Genomic DNA, 16,182 nt, shown 5'->3' with positions numbered 1-16,182 from the left:
GGCCGCGCCAGCAATTGGTTAGGACTGCCGAGCAAGTCGCCAGACCATCGCAGCCAATACGCTCACTGCCAAGATGAGCGCACCCCACAGCACATATCGGCGCGGGGTATCTTCCGTACCGGCCGTCGCCTCGCGCACTTCGTCTGGCGGCACGGCCAACGTGTGGCCAACCTTCGCCGTACCGATGCCCGACGCATTGCCGACTAGCAGATTGTCGCGTGGTGCGGCGGCCGGCGTTAGCCGGCCATTGCCCACGGCGAGCGTGAAAGGTGGTGCGCCACGAGCGACGAATGTCAGCAGCGCCGGCTGCCATCCCACCGCGACCGTGGGCGCCCCGCTGCCAAGGCCGCCACCACGCGCATCGACGACCATGCGCCATTCGCGGTCAGCATCGGGCGCCATTTCAAACGGCGCATTGCGTTGCTCGCCGCCGCCTTGTTCGAGTCGAAAGAGCAGCCCGTGCGCAACTTCACGCCACGGCACGGCGGCATTCGGTCGCGAGTAAACGGTGGCACGCACAACCGTATTCGCCTGCGGCACCTCGATCCTGATGCGATCAACCGGATAGCCTCCATCGGTTGCAAATAGATATTCGCCGACGAGTTGGCCCGCCCGGGCGACGAGCCCTTCACGCCACTCGCGCGCGTCGTGCTGCAACGGCGCGTTGGGTGAGCGCACCTCGACATCCACTGCGGCGATGTCAGGCGCGCCATCCAGCCATCGGAGGCGCATATAGCGATCGCGATCGCCGAGGCCAGCGAGCGCGATGCGCTCTTGTGCAAGCGTATCGCCATCGTGTTTGACTTTGAGAATCGTCGCATCGGCCACCACTCGCCATTGCTGCAGATCGGCACTGCTCGCCACCTGCACACGCCCTTGATAGCTGTCGTCGCTCAGATGAATCGCGAGCGCATCGACACGTTGCGCGCCTGCGCCAAGGTCGAGCAGATCAGCGTTGCGCCGTAGCGGCCTGGGTTCAGCAGCAGAGAATCTCAGCGTGCCGTCAGGTGCGACGGCAACACCGGGTGTCTTCGCAGCATCGCCGGGATCGGAGGGCGGCAACGGGAACCATTTGACTGGATGCGAGGAAACGGAAGCCGCATCGATTGCGCCTGGCGCGTCGAGCGAATAAGGCACAGGTTCGTCTGCGCCGTTGAACACACGCAGGTCGCCAAGATCGTGCCGGCGGCTCGCGGTATAGACGGCAGGCGGCAGCGTGAGCGCATAGTACGCAGCACGACCCTGGAGATCCAATGCGAAACGATGCGTGAAAGGATCATTAGTCGAAGCCGTCGCGTTCGCCATCGCGAACAGCGTGACGGCAACACTCGCGCACGCGGCAAGCAAACGCTTCATGAGACCCCATCCTCCGTTGTATTGCCGTTATCGTTTTCGACGCGCGCTTTCGGCGGCAGCGGAGAAAAATAGCCGATCAGCAGCAGCATCAAGCCAATGCCGATGAACGACACGATGCGCTCGATGCCGTTCACATGCGATAAATCGAACAAGAAGAGCTTGATGACCGTCACCGCCAGCAAAACTGCACCGGCAAGCCAGAGCGCGCGGGACGCACGGCGTGTCGCCCAGATCGTCATCGCGAGCGCACACAGCGTCCAGAGCACCGATACGCAGGCCTGTGCGAGCGTCGACTGCGCCATCGCCTCGAAGCGATAGGGCACGTTCGTCCAATGATGGAGTGCGCGCAAGAGGAGCGCGTTGAGCCACAGAAAGATCGTGGCCGCGACGGCGTAGGTGAAACCGCGGTACGACAACGCGAAGCCAAGCGCCTTCACGCGACGCAGCCAGGCGTACGCTGCGACGAAAACCAGCAGTTGCGCCACGTCGAGCGGATTGAGTATCGGCAGCCATGAAAGCGGCGAAGCATCGCCATCGCTTTGCAGGCTTGCGATTGTCCAGAGCCACAGCAACGCCACGAGCGGGCCGGCTGCCCAAAGCTGATAGGCACGCGCAAATCTCGCTATCGGCCAGCGCAAATGCGTGCCGGCGGTCGAGACAAGCAGTACCAGCAGACCCACGCCATACGCCCACACGCTCCAACTCCACGCGCCCTCCGGCACGTAGGCATGCAAGCGCCAGTACGCTTGTTGCGCGAGCAGGCAGCAAAGCGTCCAGAACATCAGCGTATGGAGCGGCGCGATGATGCGCGTGTCAACATCGCGTTCCTGACGCCATAACAGCAGATACGCGAGCACGATAGCCAGCGGCCAAGCGACGACGCCAAGCCCAGCGAGCGGCGCCGTGCCGAAGTTGAGCGCAGCGAGTGCGAGCCACGCCAGCACCGGTGACACCGCAAGTGCCGGCCATTGCGCGAGCGGCCATTTCAGCCCGGTTCGCAGCGCGTGCGCCAACCAAGCTGTCAGAATGGTGAAGAGCACACCAGCGTTGACGGTGAAATGCGCGCGGTTCGAGGCGATATGCGATTGCGCGTACCAGGTGATCTCGTTCATACCGCCGCTGATCCACCACAGCAATCCCCATAGCGCAGCGACGAGACCGACTTGCGGCATCCATGCACGCCACGCGCGTGCGTCTTCGCGGCCGTGCAACTGCCAACTGGTGAAGATGCCCGCGAGCGCGAGCAACAAGGTCGCGATGTACGGGCCGTTCAACACCGATAGCGCAGGTCCACCTGTGAAGAAGAGCTGGCTCACCAAATACGCGCATGCCGCGGCCACTTGCATCAGCAAGCCGAAGCCGAACTGCGTGAAGCGTCGCTGCCGTACGCCGAGCCACGTCACGGCCGCGCCTTCGATCGCCCATGCGGCGCTCGTCGTGGGGCCGCTGAATGCAAGCGGAATAGCAAGCGTAGAAAAAATCACGGCGAGCGCCAGCATTGCTTGAAACAGCAGCGTCAATCCGCTGCGGCGACGCGCCAGCCAAAAGCCGATCGCAACATAGAAGGCCGCGAGCGCGACGGCACTCCATGCCAGCGCAAAGGGAATGCGGCTCATCAATCCGGCTTGCAATCCAAGAAATACAATCGGTGTGCCGAATACGAGCGTGCCATCGACGTAATGTCGCAGCGCGAGCTCACGACGCAGTGCGTAAAGCAGCGAAATGCCGACATACATCAGGAAAAACAAAATCAAGAACGGCTCGGTGCTTGGGAGTAACGCGGGGTGGTACGACGTAACGCCCCATGCCGTGCCGATAACGAATGTGAATATGAAGCCGAGCAAATTGAGCGGCCGCCATGCTTTGAACCAGGCAATGGCTAAAATGCCGGCATTTAGGAGTGCGTAGTAACTGAATAGCACAACGTGGCTGCCGCCGCCGCTCGATATCAGGATGGGCGCCAGGAAGCCGCCTGCGCTGCCGAGAAATGCGAGCGACGCAGCGTCCTGCCGCACCGCGAGGAATGCGCTCAGCGCGCAAATCAACACCAGTAAAGGAAATGCGGCTTGCGCGGGTAGCAAGCCGTAAAGCCGCGTAGCGGCGAATACGGTCAAATACAGCACACCTACGCCGCCGCCTTGAAGCACGAGCCCGTATGCACCGCGGCGTGCGCCGATACGCCATCCGGTTGCAAGTAATGCTACTGCCCCCAGTGCCACGCCAGCGAGGCGGAATTCGATCGGGAGCATGGCGTTATCGGAGGCGTACTTGAGCAGGAAGGCAACACCAAAGAACAGCACTACAATGCCGACGCGCACGACAGTGTTGCCGCCCATGAGCCAGTCGCGCGCGGCGCTAAAAGCGCGCTCGAAGAGACCGGGAGCGGCAGGCGTTGGCGTGGCTGGTGTGTCGATTGGATTGGCTTCGGAGGCCGCGGCGGTTGCCGGTGCGGTTGCCATTGGCCCTGCGGGCAAGGGTTCCGATATGCCGGCAGGCTCAGCGGGCGACGGTGGCACGGGTAACGTTGCAGGCCATTGCGCATCGAGCGCAGCCGAAAGCTGCGCAGACTCGTCGCCACGCAACAGTGCTAGTTCGTGCCTTAAGCTCGCGACTTCCTGCTCGAGCCGTTCGACGCGTGCGGCGAGCGTCGGTGAAGGCTCCGCGTTGCCGTGAATCGAGTGGGCTGCCGTTGGTGACGAGGTAGCTTGCCCCGGTGGCTTTTTGTAGATCAGTGCGCCGAGTATTACGCCCACGAGCGTGCCCAACACCGCTCCGTTAAACATCGACGTATCGGTGAATTCGGCCACCATCAAGCCGAATAGCAAACCTAACATTCCAAAGAGCCAGCGCATTTCGTCCTCTTTTTCGCTTCGTCGCGCGTGAATAACGGGAACCGGTATATGGCTGATTGAAATCGGCGTCGACCGGCATAGCGATATGCGGGAAATCGATGCGTAGGCTACCACAGGGTTTCGCGCATTTTGAATGCATGGGACGTTAATCGCTTATTGCAATGACAGCGCGCCCAAATGGTAGGTTTGAATGTCTGCGTTGTTGTGATTGCTCGGCGAAATCGGTAACGCGGCAAACGGTTTTTTAGGGGATTATCTATCGTCCTCGGCGCGTGGCTTCCTCCGTCGTTCCGCGAGCGTCAACGGGCGCCCGCCATCCTTGACGCGCTAACGCACGATAGTCCCCACAGACTGGTGTGACGCTACAACGGTCGCCGTCTGTGGCGCAAGAATGCGCGTTTGCACGCTGCCATATCCAGGCACCGGTCGCCACGGTGTATTTCGACGAACACACGTGAATCGGTTGCTATAAATCGCTGGGGTCCCGACACCCTGAAGATAATTGTTCGTCGCGACGTGATGCGCCGAGACGATCAGGTATTCATCATCGTGGCTGTTCTGGCTGATCGAGCCGCCGAAATGATCTGTCAGCCGGAACCATCTGCCAGGCATCACGAAGCGGTTATTGCCGCTCGCTTCCCATTGCCGCGCAATCGCCCCGATCGCGTCAACGCGCCGCCCGGTCACCTTTTGGCCGTCATCGGTATTGCGATGGCCGTACGCACCAGCGTACTCGTACCACTCCAGCTTCGGCATGCCGCTGCCAGCCCACCCATCGATCCGCGAATCGGCCAAGCCCCCACTCTTCGCGGTCAGCGTAGGGTCCTTAAAGTCGGCACGCGACTGTGCAGCGTGCGTCGATGTCACATGTTGGATCGGCGACCACGACGCAATGCCGTCGGCCTCTTGCGAGCCCGCCTCTGTTTGATAGGGAATCGCCGGGCTGCTGCCGTCGATCGCCGGCTCAGTACGCACGGGATCGGACACGATCAGCTTGTGGGCGCTTGCTGTGTGCTCATACCAGTAGCACAGACCCAGATGCTCCCAGCGTCGATGCACATAGTTGTGATCGTGCTCGTCGAACTGACACGCCATCGTCATCGACGGATCAGGCTCGTAGACCTTCCAATCCCAAACCGGCAAAGCGCCGTAGTCACACGCTCTAACCCCCGCTATTCGCGGATCCATCTGCCTCGACGCATGGCCTCCTCCATCATTCCGAGGGTCAGCAGCCGCCCGCCGAGCGCGTCTCTGGCGGTAGCGCTGAACGGCGCTTTCAACGTAGCCACGAGAAACTCACTCGTTCGCATCTTTACCGACGGTATGTAGTGGGCGATGTCAAACTCGCTGATATCGACGCCGAAGCACTCGGCCCACCGGTTCATAATTTCCACGATCCGGTCTGGTCTCCAGTCGAGATCATGATAGAGATCCATGTCGCGAGTTAGCTCGTCGTCCAATCCAAACGGTGACGGACCGCGAACTTCGCGGATAAACTGCTGTAGGGTTTGCCATTCGTCGCGCATTACAGACGGTCCTCGGGCTTCACCAGACGATTGTATTGGATAACCGTTTTATAGCCGATCGCCGCGACATCGGCAGCCGTGATAACCCAACCTACGCTCGGAATAGCACGGCCCACGAAGACACCAATATCTCTTGTCAGTTTCGCACGTAGCAACGCAACGCTTTTAAATGAAGTGAACGTCGGCAATATTCGATATTTTATTTCGTAGGGCAACAAACGGCGGGACCACAGTGATGCTAGCGACGTACCCTTAACTGCCCCCGTAAACTTGCCTCGCGTCGGGACAAACCGTGCGCCTGCGAGAATCATTGCGACGCCGACTATATCGTCGACGCCCAACTGCTTTGACGTTTCATCGACCGCAACAAGGAAGAATAATTCTGTTGACGAGAGGTTGTGATGAATCCCAAAGCTATATTCGTTTCGCATGCAGTTTTAACCTTCGTTATTACCGAAGCGCCAAGATAGCAGAACAGCTCACAGCACGCGTTATTGCAATGGCGTCACTGACCATCTGTTATCCGACGCAGCGCTGACGAATATCTGATTAGATACCCAAGTCGCAATTTTGCGACCACAAACAAAAACAGGCCCCGAAGGGCCCGTATTCATTGATGTTCTGGCGGAAAGGGTGGGATTCGAACCCACGGTACGGTATAACCGTACACCGGATTTCGAGTCCGGCGCATTCGACCACTCTGCCACCTTTCCGCTGCTTACATCGTATTCACCAAGCTGGTCGCTATTTGGCGAAGCGAAGATTATAGAACATGGCGAACAGCATTCCAAGAACTTTTTGGCCGCTTGCCCAAGCGAGGGCCATCACCCTTCCGCCACCTCAAGCCGTTCAAGCCCGCCCAAATACGGACGCAACACCGCGGGCACCGTCACCGACCCATCGGCATTCTGGAAATTCTCCAGCACCGCGACAAGCGTTCGCCCCACCGCCAGCCCCGAACCGTTCAGCGTGTGCACAAGCTCCGGCTTGCCCTGCGCATTGCGATAACGCGCCTGCATACGCCGCGCTTGAAACGCCTCCGTGTTCGAGCAACTCGAAATCTCGCGATATGTCTGCTGAGCCGGCAGCCATACCTCGAGATCGTAAGTTTTCGCCGCCGAAAAACCCATGTCCCCGGTGCAAAGCGTGATCACCCGATACGGCAACTCCAGCTTCTGCAGAATCGCCTCGGCATGTGTGACCATTTGCTCCAATGCATCGTACGAAGCCTCAGGCGCCACGATCTGCACCATCTCGACCTTGTCGAACTGGTGCTGGCGAATCATGCCGCGCGTATCGCGGCCGTAAGACCCAGCCTCCGAACGAAAACAAGGCGAATGCGCAGTGAGCTTCACCGGCAATGCGGCCGCATCGAGAATGCTCTCGCGCACCGTATTCGTCAGCGGAATTTCAGACGTCGAAATCAGATATTGCGTCACCACGTTATCGCCGCCGCCCTTCTCCACCCGAAACATGTCGTCCGCGAATTTCGGCAATTGCCCGGTGCCGTAAAGAATCTCGGGGTTGACGATATAAGGCGTGTACGTCTCGGTATAACCGTGGTGCTGCGTATGTGTATCGAGCATGAATTGCGCGAGCGCGCGATGCAAACGCGCCATCGCGCCACGCAACACCGTAAAACGTGCACCGGCAAGCTTCGCGCCGGTCTCGAAGTCGAGCCCAAGCGGCGCGCCCACGTCGACATGGTCTTTCACCACGAAATCGAATTGCTTCGGTGTACCCCAGCGTCTTACTTCGACATTGCCGCTCTCGTCATTGCCGGCGGGCACGCTCTCATGCGGCACATTCGGCATCTCGAGCATCAGCTTATGCAAGCGGCCTTGGATATCGTCGAGTTGCGCCGCCGACGCCTTCATGTCGTCGCCGATGCTGCCCACCTCGGCCATCAGCGCAGCGGTATCTTCGCCGCGCCCCTTCATCGCGCCGATCTGCTTCGAAAGGCTGTTACGACGCGCTTGCAATTCTTCAGTGCGCGTCTGAATCGCGCGCCGCTCGCTTTCGAGCGCCGAGAACGCCGCAACGTCGAGCGTATAGCCGCGTGCGGCAAGGCGCGCGGCAACGCCTTCGAGATCTTTGCGCAGCAACTGAATGTCGAGCATGGGGAGAGTCGATTATCGTGAAATAAAACCGCGATTTTAACGCACGGCCCGCTCGCCCCGCCCAACGCGACGCGACAAACGAAACGTTCAGTCGTCCTTCGCTTTGTGTTCGCTGCGCCATGCAGCGTCAAGGTCGGCAAGCCGCGTCAGCTTTTCGCCGATCTTTCCCTCCAGACCGCGTGGCGTCGGCCGGTACCAATGCGGCTCGCGCATACCGTCGGGCAGATAAGTTTCACCAGCGGCATAAGCGTCGGGCTCGTCGTGCGCGTAACGATACTCGCGACCATAGCCGAGCGACTCCATCAGCTTGGTTGGCGCATTGCGCAAGTGCGCGGGCACACCGCGCGAACGATCCTTGCCGATAAAACGCCGCGCTTCGTTATAAGCAACATAGCCGGCGTTTGACTTAGGCGCGACCGCCAGGTAAATCAGCGCCTGTGCGAGTGCGAGTTCGCCTTCCGGCGTGCCAAGGCGCTCGTAAGTCTCAACCGCATCAAGTGCGATGCGCGGCGCGCGCGGGTCGGCCAAGCCAATGTCTTCCCACGCCATCCGTACAATCCGCCGCCCAAGGTAGCGAGGATCGGCGCCCCCATCGAGCATCCGGCAAAACCAATAGAGCGCGCCGTCCGGATTGCTGCCGCGAACCGACTTGTGTAACGCGCTGATCTGGTCATAAAACGCGTCGCCACCCTTATCGAATCGACGCAGGTTTTCCGTCAGCGCACTTGCAATCAACGCACCATCGATATCAGTCGTCTTTTGCGCGCTGGCAGCGCGTGCGACGATCTCGACATTGTTGAGCAGTTTGCGGCCGTCGCCGTCCGCCGAGCCGATCAACAGCGCCTTCGCTTCATCGGTCACGCTGAGACCACCCAACGCAAGCAAGGCACGGTCGAGCAACGCTTGCTGCTCGTCGTCATCAAGGCCCTTGAGCACATAGACTGCCGCCCGCGAAAGCAACGCACCGTTCACCTCGAACGAAGGATTTTCCGTCGTCGCGCCGACAAATATAAAAAGCCCCGACTCGACATGCGGCAAAAACGCATCCTGCTGGCCCTTGTTGAAACGATGAACTTCGTCAACGAACACGAGCGTACGACGGCCATGCGCTCGGTGCGTCTGCGCAACCTCGACAGCTTCGCGAATGTCCTTCACGCCCGAGAGCACCGCTGACAGCGCAATGAATTCAGCGTCGAACGCGTTTGCCATCAACCGCGCCAGCGTGGTTTTGCCGACCCCGGGTGGCCCCCACAGAATCATCGAATGCGGCTCGCCCGACTCGAACGCGACGCGCAACGGCTTCATCGGCCCAAGCAGGTGATTTTGGCCGATCACGTCGTCGATCGTACGCGGCCGCAACCGCTCGGCAAGCGGCATATCAGCGGCGCGGGGGTCTTCAAACATGTCGTGATCCATAGCGGGCGAGGCAGCGGCGTCTACCCGCGCTCAATCGTTGATGACGTCCGCGCCTTTCGGCACCGTAAATTTGAACGTATCGGCCTTGAGCGGCGGGTTCTTCTGGATGTTGGAAAACGTGAGCAGCGTCACGTTGCCGAACACATCGTGCAATTCCATCGCTTCGAGGTTGCCATCGCGAAAACCGATGCCGACCCGCTCGAATTGCGTGTCGCGCGCCTTCGGCAACAACTCGAGCCAATCAATGCCCCCCTTCACGCCCGCATCGTGCAGCGTGAAGTTCTGCTCGAGATCGTTGCTGCCGAAAAGGATTGCCGCCGGGCTCGCGCCCAATGCGCCGCCGAGCTTGCGAATCGTCACCTGATTCAGGTCCTTGTCGTACACGAAGAGCTTGTCGCCGTCGGCCTCCAAGACCTGCTCGTAAGGTTTTTCATACGTCCAAATGAATTTGCCGGGCCGCGCGAAGACGAAGCTGCCGCTCGACGAGCCGCCCATCGCCGGCTTGCCGGCCTGCGCCTGTGCTTTCGATGGCGCTTTCACTTCCTTTTGCACAAAATGCCCACGCGCCGAGTGCACCTGCGCGACAAATGCCTTCAACTGCTCGGTGCCACTTGCAAATGCAACGGGCGCGGCGAGAACAAGCACGGTGCCCAGCACAGCCGAGGCCATACCACGAGCCAACACACGTAACGCCGCGCGGCGGTTGCCCGCTGACGGAAGCAAACGCACGACGTCCTGCCGGAAATGATGCTGCATGGGGATGATTCTCCGTGATGAACTCAGGCCGCTCGTGCGGGCGCTAATCGCTTTCGCGCGCAGGCACGAGAATCTCGCGATTGCCGTTCGACGACATCGTCGAGACCAAGCCCGATTGCTCCATCTGTTCGAGCAATCGTGCGGCGCGGTTGTAGCCAATGCGCAGATGCCGTTGCACGAGCGAGATCGAGGCGCGTCGATGCTTGACCACGATCTCGACGGCCTGATCGTAAAGCGGGTCCGATTCCTCGCCGCCACCCGCACCGGCCACGCCGGCCGAGCCTTCATCGCCCTCGTCGGCGATGCCGCCTTCAAGCAGCCCTTCGACATAGTTCGGCTCGCCCTGCTCTTTGAGCTTCTCGACGACGCGATGCACTTCATCGTCGGACACGAACGCGCCGTGCACCCGCACCGGCAAGCCGCTACCGGGCGGCAGATAAAGCATGTCGCCCATGCCAAGCAGCGACTCCGCGCCTTGCTGATCGAGGATCGTCCGCGAATCGATCTTCGATGAAACCTGGAACGCCATGCGCGTCGGCACGTTGGCTTTGATGAGGCCCGTAATGACGTCGACCGACGGCCGTTGTGTCGCCAAAATCAAATGAATGCCGGCCGCGCGAGCTTTTTGCGCAATCCGCGCGATCAGTTCCTCGACCTTCTTGCCGACTACCATCATCAGATCGGCCAACTCGTCGATCACGACGACGATATGGGGCAACCGCGTAAGCGGCTCCGGCTCGTCGGGCGTGAGGCTGAACGGGTTGGGCAGCTTTTCATCGCGCTTCGCAGCTTCGTCGATCTTGTTGTTATAGCCCGCCAGATTGCGCACGCCGAGCTTGCTCATCAGCTTGTAGCGGCGCTCCATCTCAGCCACGGTCCAGTTGAGCGCGTGACCCGCCTGGCGCATGTCCGTGACAACGGGGCAAAGCAGATGCGCAATGCCCTCGTAGACGCTCATTTCGAGCATCTTCGGATCGATCAGAATCATCCGCACTTCGTCCGCGGTCGCCTTGTAAAGGAGCGACAGGATCATCGCGTTGATGCCGACCGACTTGCCGGAACCGGTAGTGCCCGCCACGAGCAAGTGCGGCATCTTCGCAAGGTCGGCGCACACCGGCTTGCCGCTGATGTCTTTGCCCAAGCCCATCGTCAGCTTCGACGCGGCATCGGCATAGACTTCGGAGCCCAGAATTTCAGATAACCGCACCGTCTGGCGCCGCTGATTCGGCAACTCGAGCGCCATGAAATTCTTGCCGGGAATGGTCTCCACCACACGAATCGAAACAAGCGAAAGCGAACGTGCGAGATCCTTCGCGAGATTGACGATCTGGCTGCCCTTCACGCCCGTCGCCGGCTCGATTTCATAACGCGTGACGACAGGCCCCGGGTACGCCGCGACAACGCTGACTTCCACGCCGAAATCCTTCAGCTTTTTCTCGATCAGACGCGACGTGAATTCGAGCGTGTCGGCCGAGACCGACTCTTGCACGACAGGCGCCTGATCAAGCAGCGCAATGGGCGGCAGCGTGCTATCGCCAGGCAGGTCGGCGAAAAGCGGCACTTGTTTTTCCTTTTCCACGCGCTCGGACTTCGCCGGCGTAGCGACAGCCGGCACGATCGTCACAGGCTCGTGTTCCTCGATCCGCACGCGGCCTTGTTCGACCTTGCCTTCGCGCTTGACGGCCGCCACCTCGCCGAGCTTGCGGTCGCGCCCGGCTTCACGGCGCAGCTTCGCAAATGTCACGGCGGAAATGAGCGCCTCGCCAACGCGCTCGGCAACCGATAGCCACGAGAAACGGAAATAAAGCGACAAACCGATGCCAAGCGTCACCAGCAGCGCCAGCGTGCCGCCCGTGAAGCCGAGCGCGTGCGAAACGCCGCGCGCGACGGCGTCGCCGACAATGCCGCCCGGCGCGCGCGGCAACTGCACGTGCAGCGACCACATGCGCAACGCTTCAATGCCGTCGCATGCAATCAGCACGAGCGCGAACGCCAACGCGTCCGCCAGCCACGACTCGCGCGGGGTTTCGTCTTCGAGCGCAGCCTGATGCGTCAGCCGGCGGTAGTTCGCAGCGATCCGCCGCGCGAGCAGTGCGATCCACCAGTAGGCGGACAGGCCGAACAAGAGCAGCAGGATGTCCGACGTCCACGCGCCGACGCGGCCGGCCCAATTGACGATGTGATCTACCTGCGCGGCGTGCGTCCAGCTCGGGTCCCTGCGGCTGTAACTGACGAGCGCCATCAGCAGGAACGCGCAGAGCGCGACCTGCAAAATCCAGCGGATCTCGGTGAAAAGACGCGACATGCGATGCGGCAAGGCTTGCGCGTGCGCGGAATAGGGAGCTTTGGCCATGAATCCGTAAAGGCTTGGTGACCGGCGCACCGTGCAAGACCCGCGCGCCGATCGTTCGATCCGGCCTATTGTAAACGCTGCGTCGCGCGCCGGGCTGTAAATGACGGTAACGGCTGCGCCCGCGGCCCAGCGCACTATCGCGTCGATTGAAAATCCCCAAGCGGCAACAGACGGGGCGCCCCTTTATAATGCCCGGGTACGCCCCATTTCAGGCTATAGCCATCTTACGGATTCTCGCCTCATGTCCACCCGCAAACACGCCAAAGTGCTGATCCTCGGTTCCGGCCCCGCCGGCTATACGGCCGCCGTCTATGCGGCGCGCGCCAACCTTTCGCCGGTGCTCGTCACCGGGCTCGCGCAAGGCGGCCAATTGATGACCACGACTGACGTCGAAAACTGGCCGGCCGATGCCAACGGCGTGCAAGGGCCTGAACTGATGCAGCGTTTTCTCGACCATGCTGAGCGCTTCAACACTGAAATCGTCTTCGATCACATCCATACCGCGAAGCTGAACGAAAAGCCGATGCGCCTGATCGGCGATGCGGGCGAGTACACCTGCGACTCGCTGATCATTGCCACGGGCGCGTCGGCGCAGTATCTCGGGCTGCCGTCGGAAGAAGCGTTTTCGGGGCGCGGTGTGTCCGCCTGCGCCACCTGCGACGGCTTTTTCTACAAGCAGCAGCATGTGGCGGTTGTCGGCGGCGGCAATACGGCTGTCGAAGAGGCGCTCTACCTGGCCGGCATCGCGAGCAAGGTCACCGTCATTCACCGACGCGATAAATTCCGCGCCGAGCCGATCCTGATCGACCGGCTGCTCGCAAAAGAAAAGGAAGGCGTCGTCGAAATCAAGTGGAACCACGTGCTCGAAGAGGTGACCGGCGATGATTCCGGCGTCACGGGCGTGCGGATCAAGCACACGCAAACGGGCGCCACGGCTGACCTGGCGCTGCAAGGTGTTTTCATCGCCATCGGCCATAAGCCGAATACCGACATCTTCGCCGATCAACTCGAGATGAAGAACGGCTACATCATCACGAACGGCGGCCTGAACGGCAACGCGACCGCCACGAGCGTGCCAGGCGTGTTCGCCGCCGGCGACGTGCAAGACCATATCTACCGGCAAGCGATCACCAGCGCGGGGACGGGCTGCATGGCGGCGCTCGACGCGCAGCGCTACCTGGAAAGCATCCACGAGGTGCAGCAGGAACATGTGATGAGTCACGAGGCCGACCGCTAAATAAGGCTAAGGGCGGCACTGAGGAAGCTCAGTGCGGCCTCATCGACGCGGGCCGGTGAACATCCCGCGCGGCCCCTGATTGCCGTAGAGAACACCGTCATGGCAAAAAACCGACTCCGTCCAGACGGCCTGAAAGACGTCGGACGCCCGACACGCGGCGCACGGGTAACCGACCTCGCGGCATTGCGCGACACGTTGAAGGAAAGCGCCGCCGAACGCGAACGGGAACGTATCGCCGCGGCCAAGGCTGCTCGTGAAGCCGCAGTCGAAGCCGAACTCTTTCGTCGCGAAATCGGCGACGTGGCGCCGCTCAAAACCGCGCCACGCGCGATGCACGGTTCGAAGCCGCCTCCCGCACTGCCGCTGCAAACAGAACGCGACGAAAAAGCCGTGCTCGCCGAAGCGATTTCCGATGAATTCGATCCCGAAGTGCTGCTCGATACCGATGAGACGCTCTTTTATTGCCGCGCCGGCATCGGTCAGGAAGTCGTGCGAAAGCTGCGACGAGGTCACTGGATCGTCCAGTCGCAGCTCGATTTGCACGGCATGCGGCGTGACGAAGCACGCGAAGCGCTCGCCGCGTTCATCCGCGAGGCGGTCAAACGCGGTTTGCGCTGCGTACGCGTGATTCACGGCAAGGGATTGGGCTCGATCGGCAAGGAACCGGTGCTCAAGGGCAAAGTCCGCGCCTGGCTCGTGCAGAAAACCGAAGTCATTGCGTTTTGTCAGGCTCGACCGAACGATGGCGGCGCAGGCGCAGTACTCGTTCTGTTGCAGCCAGCCGGCCCGCGCCATGCACCCTAGGCTGACGTTCGCGCTCGCCGTCATCGAGGCACTCGCGATTTTCGCTTACGCGGTGTCGGGCTTCATCGAGGCACGCAAGCGCCGGCTCGACGCCGTCGGCACGTTTATGGTGGCGCTCGTCACGGCCTTCGGCGGCGGCACCGTGCGCGACGTGCTGCTCGGGCGTCGGCCGTTCTATTGGGTGGAGCACGAAAGCTACGTCATCGCCATTTTCGCGCTATCGCTTTTCGCACCGTTCACGCTGCGCATGGCGTCGCGCGTATTTTCCGAACGCGCGTTGCTCGTTGCCGACGCGATCGGGCTCGGCCTGTTCAGCATTTCAGGCACGTCGATCGCACTCGAAGCCGGCATGCCCGGGTTCATCGCAGCGCTGATGGGTGTGATGACAGGTGTGTTCGGCGGCATCTTGCGCGATGTGCTCTGCAACGAGGTGCCGCTCGTGCTGCGCGACTCGCATCCTTACGCAACCTGCGCCTTTGCAGGCTGCGGCTTGTATCTGCTGCTCGTGCGGCTCGACGTGGATTCTGTCTACAGCGTGTCGATCGCGACGGCTTTCATCCTCGTCGCGCGTCTCGTGACGTTCAAACTCGACGTACGCTTGCCGCACTAGCTAGCAACATCAGGCGATGCGCGCTTCGGTGGATGGATCGAACAGCACAGCCTTCGACACATCGAACAGCAACGTCATGTTCTGCTGCGGTTGCGGGCTCGAGGCCGGATGCACGCGGCTCACGGCTCGCTTGCCATTGACTTGCGCAAACACGAGCGTATCGGGGCCGGTCGGCTCGATCACGTCGACTTTCAGTTCGATCGGCTGCAAGCTCTTGCCATCGCCGTTATGGGCGCTGCGTGCATCGGTGATGCGCTCCGGGCGCAAACCGAGAATGACATTCCGGCCGAGCGAACCGTTCACGCGCGGAGCCTCGAACGGCAAATTCAGCACGCCACGCGTCACGCCCGTATCGATTTCGATACCGACGCCCGCACCCTGCTCCACCAACTTGCCTTCGATGAAGTTCATCGGCGGCGCGCCGATAAAGCCGGCCACGAAGAGGTTCGAGGGCGAATCGTAAATTTCCTGCGGCGCCCCGAACTGCTGCACGACGCCGTCTTTCATGACCGCGATGCGGTCGCCGAGCGTCATCGCCTCAATCTGATCATGCGTCACATAAACGATCGTCGTGCCAAGGCGCTGGTGCAGCAGCTTGATTTCGGAGCGCATTTCAATGCGCAATTTGGCATCGAGGTTCGAAAGCGGCTCGTCGAACAGGAACATGACCGGGTCGCGTGCGAGCGCACGGCCCATCGCCACGCGTTGGCGCTGGCCACCTGAAAGCTGGCCGGGCTTGCGATCGAGCAGATGATCGATTTGCAGCATCTGCGAGACGCGTTCGACGATTTGCGCCTGCTCGCGCTTCGGCACCTTGCGGATGTTCAAGCCGAACGAGATGTTCTCGCGCACCGTCATCGACGGATAAAGCGCGTAGGACTGAAACACCATTGCAATGTCGCGGTCCTTCGGCGAGAGATTGTTCACGACCTTGTCGTCGATGCGGATCTCGCCCTTCGTGACCGTCTCCAAGCCGGCGATCATGTTGAGCAGCGTCGACTTCCCGCAACCCGAGCCGCCCACCAAAATCAGAAACTGGCCGTCTTCGATCTCGATATCGACGCCCTTCAACACGGGAACGCCGTTCGGGTAAGTCTTGTATACGTCGCGGATGGAAAGGCTTGCCATGCTGAAAATCCTTTAATCAGTGCA

The 16,182-nt window shown here is 61.0% G+C and carries 13 protein-coding genes and 1 tRNA gene; 3 read left to right on the top strand and 11 right to left on the bottom strand.

Annotation, left to right across the window (positions count from 1 at the left end):
* Positions 1-18: 18 nt before the first annotated feature.
* The 10 genes from ACSQ20_RS05225 to ACSQ20_RS05180 form a co-directional block, all read right to left on the bottom strand.
* On the bottom strand, positions 19-1,356 hold the full coding sequence (locus tag ACSQ20_RS05225; RefSeq protein WP_436018095.1) for a DUF3999 domain-containing protein: 1,338 nt from the start codon (positions 1,354-1,356) through the stop codon (positions 19-21).
* Positions 1,353-4,208: a DUF2339 domain-containing protein gene (locus tag ACSQ20_RS05220; protein ID WP_436018093.1), complete on the bottom strand. Its 2,856-nt coding sequence runs from the start codon at positions 4,206-4,208 to the stop codon at positions 1,353-1,355. Before ACSQ20_RS05220 ends, ACSQ20_RS05225 begins: the two co-directional genes overlap by 4 nt.
* A 327-nt stretch (positions 4,209-4,535) precedes the next feature.
* Positions 4,536-5,396: a type VI secretion system tip protein VgrG gene (vgrG, locus tag ACSQ20_RS05215; RefSeq protein ID WP_436018091.1), complete on the bottom strand. Its 861-nt coding sequence runs from the start codon at positions 5,394-5,396 to the stop codon at positions 4,536-4,538.
* Positions 5,381-5,734, bottom strand: a complete 354-nt coding sequence (locus ACSQ20_RS05210; RefSeq protein ID WP_436018089.1) for a DUF1493 family protein — start codon at positions 5,732-5,734, stop codon at positions 5,381-5,383. The genes vgrG and ACSQ20_RS05210 overlap by 16 nt, the downstream gene beginning before the upstream one ends.
* The gene (locus ACSQ20_RS05205; protein WP_436018087.1) at positions 5,734-6,165 is read right to left on the bottom strand and encodes an STM2901 family protein; all 432 of its coding nucleotides are present in this window, start codon (positions 6,163-6,165) and stop codon (positions 5,734-5,736) included. The genes ACSQ20_RS05210 and ACSQ20_RS05205 overlap by 1 nt, the downstream gene beginning before the upstream one ends.
* A 191-nt stretch (positions 6,166-6,356) precedes the next feature.
* Positions 6,357-6,447: transfer RNA gene (locus tag ACSQ20_RS05200), tRNA-Ser, on the bottom strand.
* 111 nt (positions 6,448-6,558) lie between these two features.
* Positions 6,559-7,854, bottom strand: a complete 1,296-nt coding sequence (gene serS / locus ACSQ20_RS05195) for a serine--tRNA ligase (RefSeq protein WP_436018085.1) — start codon at positions 7,852-7,854, stop codon at positions 6,559-6,561.
* Between the two features lie 87 nt (positions 7,855-7,941).
* Complete coding sequence (locus ACSQ20_RS05190; protein WP_436018083.1) at positions 7,942-9,258, bottom strand: replication-associated recombination protein A; 1,317 nt, start codon at positions 9,256-9,258, stop codon at positions 7,942-7,944.
* Positions 9,259-9,300: 42 nt separating this feature from the next.
* On the bottom strand, positions 9,301-10,026 hold the full coding sequence (gene lolA / locus ACSQ20_RS05185) for an outer membrane lipoprotein chaperone LolA (RefSeq protein ID WP_436018081.1): 726 nt from the start codon (positions 10,024-10,026) through the stop codon (positions 9,301-9,303).
* Between the two features lie 43 nt (positions 10,027-10,069).
* On the bottom strand, positions 10,070-12,379 hold the full coding sequence (locus ACSQ20_RS05180) for a DNA translocase FtsK (RefSeq protein ID WP_436018079.1): 2,310 nt from the start codon (positions 12,377-12,379) through the stop codon (positions 10,070-10,072).
* Positions 12,380-12,620: 241 nt separating this feature from the next.
* Here ACSQ20_RS05180 and trxB point away from each other — a divergent pair, with 241 nt between their 5' ends.
* From trxB to ACSQ20_RS05165, 3 genes are all read left to right on the top strand, one after another.
* Positions 12,621-13,616 (top strand): thioredoxin-disulfide reductase, encoded by a 996-nt coding sequence (trxB, locus tag ACSQ20_RS05175; RefSeq protein ID WP_436018077.1) that lies wholly within the window; start codon positions 12,621-12,623, stop codon positions 13,614-13,616.
* Positions 13,617-13,715: 99 nt separating this feature from the next.
* Positions 13,716-14,420 carry a Smr/MutS family protein gene (locus ACSQ20_RS05170; RefSeq protein WP_436018075.1) on the top strand — a complete coding sequence of 235 codons (705 nt, stop codon included), beginning with the start codon at positions 13,716-13,718 and terminating at the stop codon, positions 14,418-14,420.
* Positions 14,410-15,030 (top strand): trimeric intracellular cation channel family protein, encoded by a 621-nt coding sequence (locus tag ACSQ20_RS05165; protein ID WP_436018073.1) that lies wholly within the window; start codon positions 14,410-14,412, stop codon positions 15,028-15,030. The genes ACSQ20_RS05170 and ACSQ20_RS05165 overlap by 11 nt, the downstream gene beginning before the upstream one ends.
* 9 nt (positions 15,031-15,039) lie before the next feature.
* On the opposite strand, the gene ACSQ20_RS05160 is transcribed toward ACSQ20_RS05165, so the two are convergent.
* The gene (locus ACSQ20_RS05160) at positions 15,040-16,158 is read right to left on the bottom strand and encodes an ABC transporter ATP-binding protein (protein ID WP_436018071.1); all 1,119 of its coding nucleotides are present in this window, start codon (positions 16,156-16,158) and stop codon (positions 15,040-15,042) included.
* Between the last annotated feature and the right edge of the window lie 24 nt (positions 16,159-16,182).

The sequence above is a fragment of the Trinickia sp. LjRoot230 genome, from assembly GCF_964253315.1.
Taxonomy (GTDB): Bacteria; Pseudomonadota; Gammaproteobacteria; order Burkholderiales; family Burkholderiaceae; genus Trinickia.
The sequence above is the reverse complement of the archived record's forward strand: the minus strand, read 5'-3'. Positions and strand labels throughout refer to the sequence as shown.

What these genes read in the sequence shown, in the direction of transcription:
- ACSQ20_RS05180 (WP_436018079.1), bottom strand. Translation starts at nt 12,379, where the DNA reads ATGGCCAAAGCTCCCTATTCCGCGCACGCGCAAGCCTTGCCGCATCGC.
- ACSQ20_RS05220 (WP_436018093.1), bottom strand. Translation starts at nt 4,208, where the DNA reads ATGCGCTGGCTCTTTGGAATGTTAGGTTTGCTATTCGGCTTGATGGTG.
- ACSQ20_RS05225 (WP_436018095.1), bottom strand. Translation starts at nt 1,356, where the DNA reads ATGAAGCGTTTGCTTGCCGCGTGCGCGAGTGTTGCCGTCACGCTGTTC.
- trxB (WP_436018077.1), top strand. Translation starts at nt 12,621, where the DNA reads ATGTCCACCCGCAAACACGCCAAAGTGCTGATCCTCGGTTCCGGCCCC.
- vgrG (WP_436018091.1), bottom strand. Translation starts at nt 5,396, where the DNA reads ATGGATCCGCGAATAGCGGGGGTTAGAGCGTGTGACTACGGCGCTTTG.
- lolA (WP_436018081.1), bottom strand. Translation starts at nt 10,026, where the DNA reads ATGCAGCATCATTTCCGGCAGGACGTCGTGCGTTTGCTTCCGTCAGCG.
- ACSQ20_RS05160 (WP_436018071.1), bottom strand. Translation starts at nt 16,158, where the DNA reads ATGGCAAGCCTTTCCATCCGCGACGTATACAAGACTTACCCGAACGGC.
- ACSQ20_RS05190 (WP_436018083.1), bottom strand. Translation starts at nt 9,258, where the DNA reads ATGTTTGAAGACCCCCGCGCCGCTGATATGCCGCTTGCCGAGCGGTTG.
- ACSQ20_RS05165 (WP_436018073.1), top strand. Translation starts at nt 14,410, where the DNA reads ATGCACCCTAGGCTGACGTTCGCGCTCGCCGTCATCGAGGCACTCGCG.
- ACSQ20_RS05170 (WP_436018075.1), top strand. Translation starts at nt 13,716, where the DNA reads ATGGCAAAAAACCGACTCCGTCCAGACGGCCTGAAAGACGTCGGACGC.
- ACSQ20_RS05205 (WP_436018087.1), bottom strand. Translation starts at nt 6,165, where the DNA reads ATGCGAAACGAATATAGCTTTGGGATTCATCACAACCTCTCGTCAACA.
- ACSQ20_RS05210 (WP_436018089.1), bottom strand. Translation starts at nt 5,734, where the DNA reads ATGCGCGACGAATGGCAAACCCTACAGCAGTTTATCCGCGAAGTTCGC.
- serS (WP_436018085.1), bottom strand. Translation starts at nt 7,854, where the DNA reads ATGCTCGACATTCAGTTGCTGCGCAAAGATCTCGAAGGCGTTGCCGCG.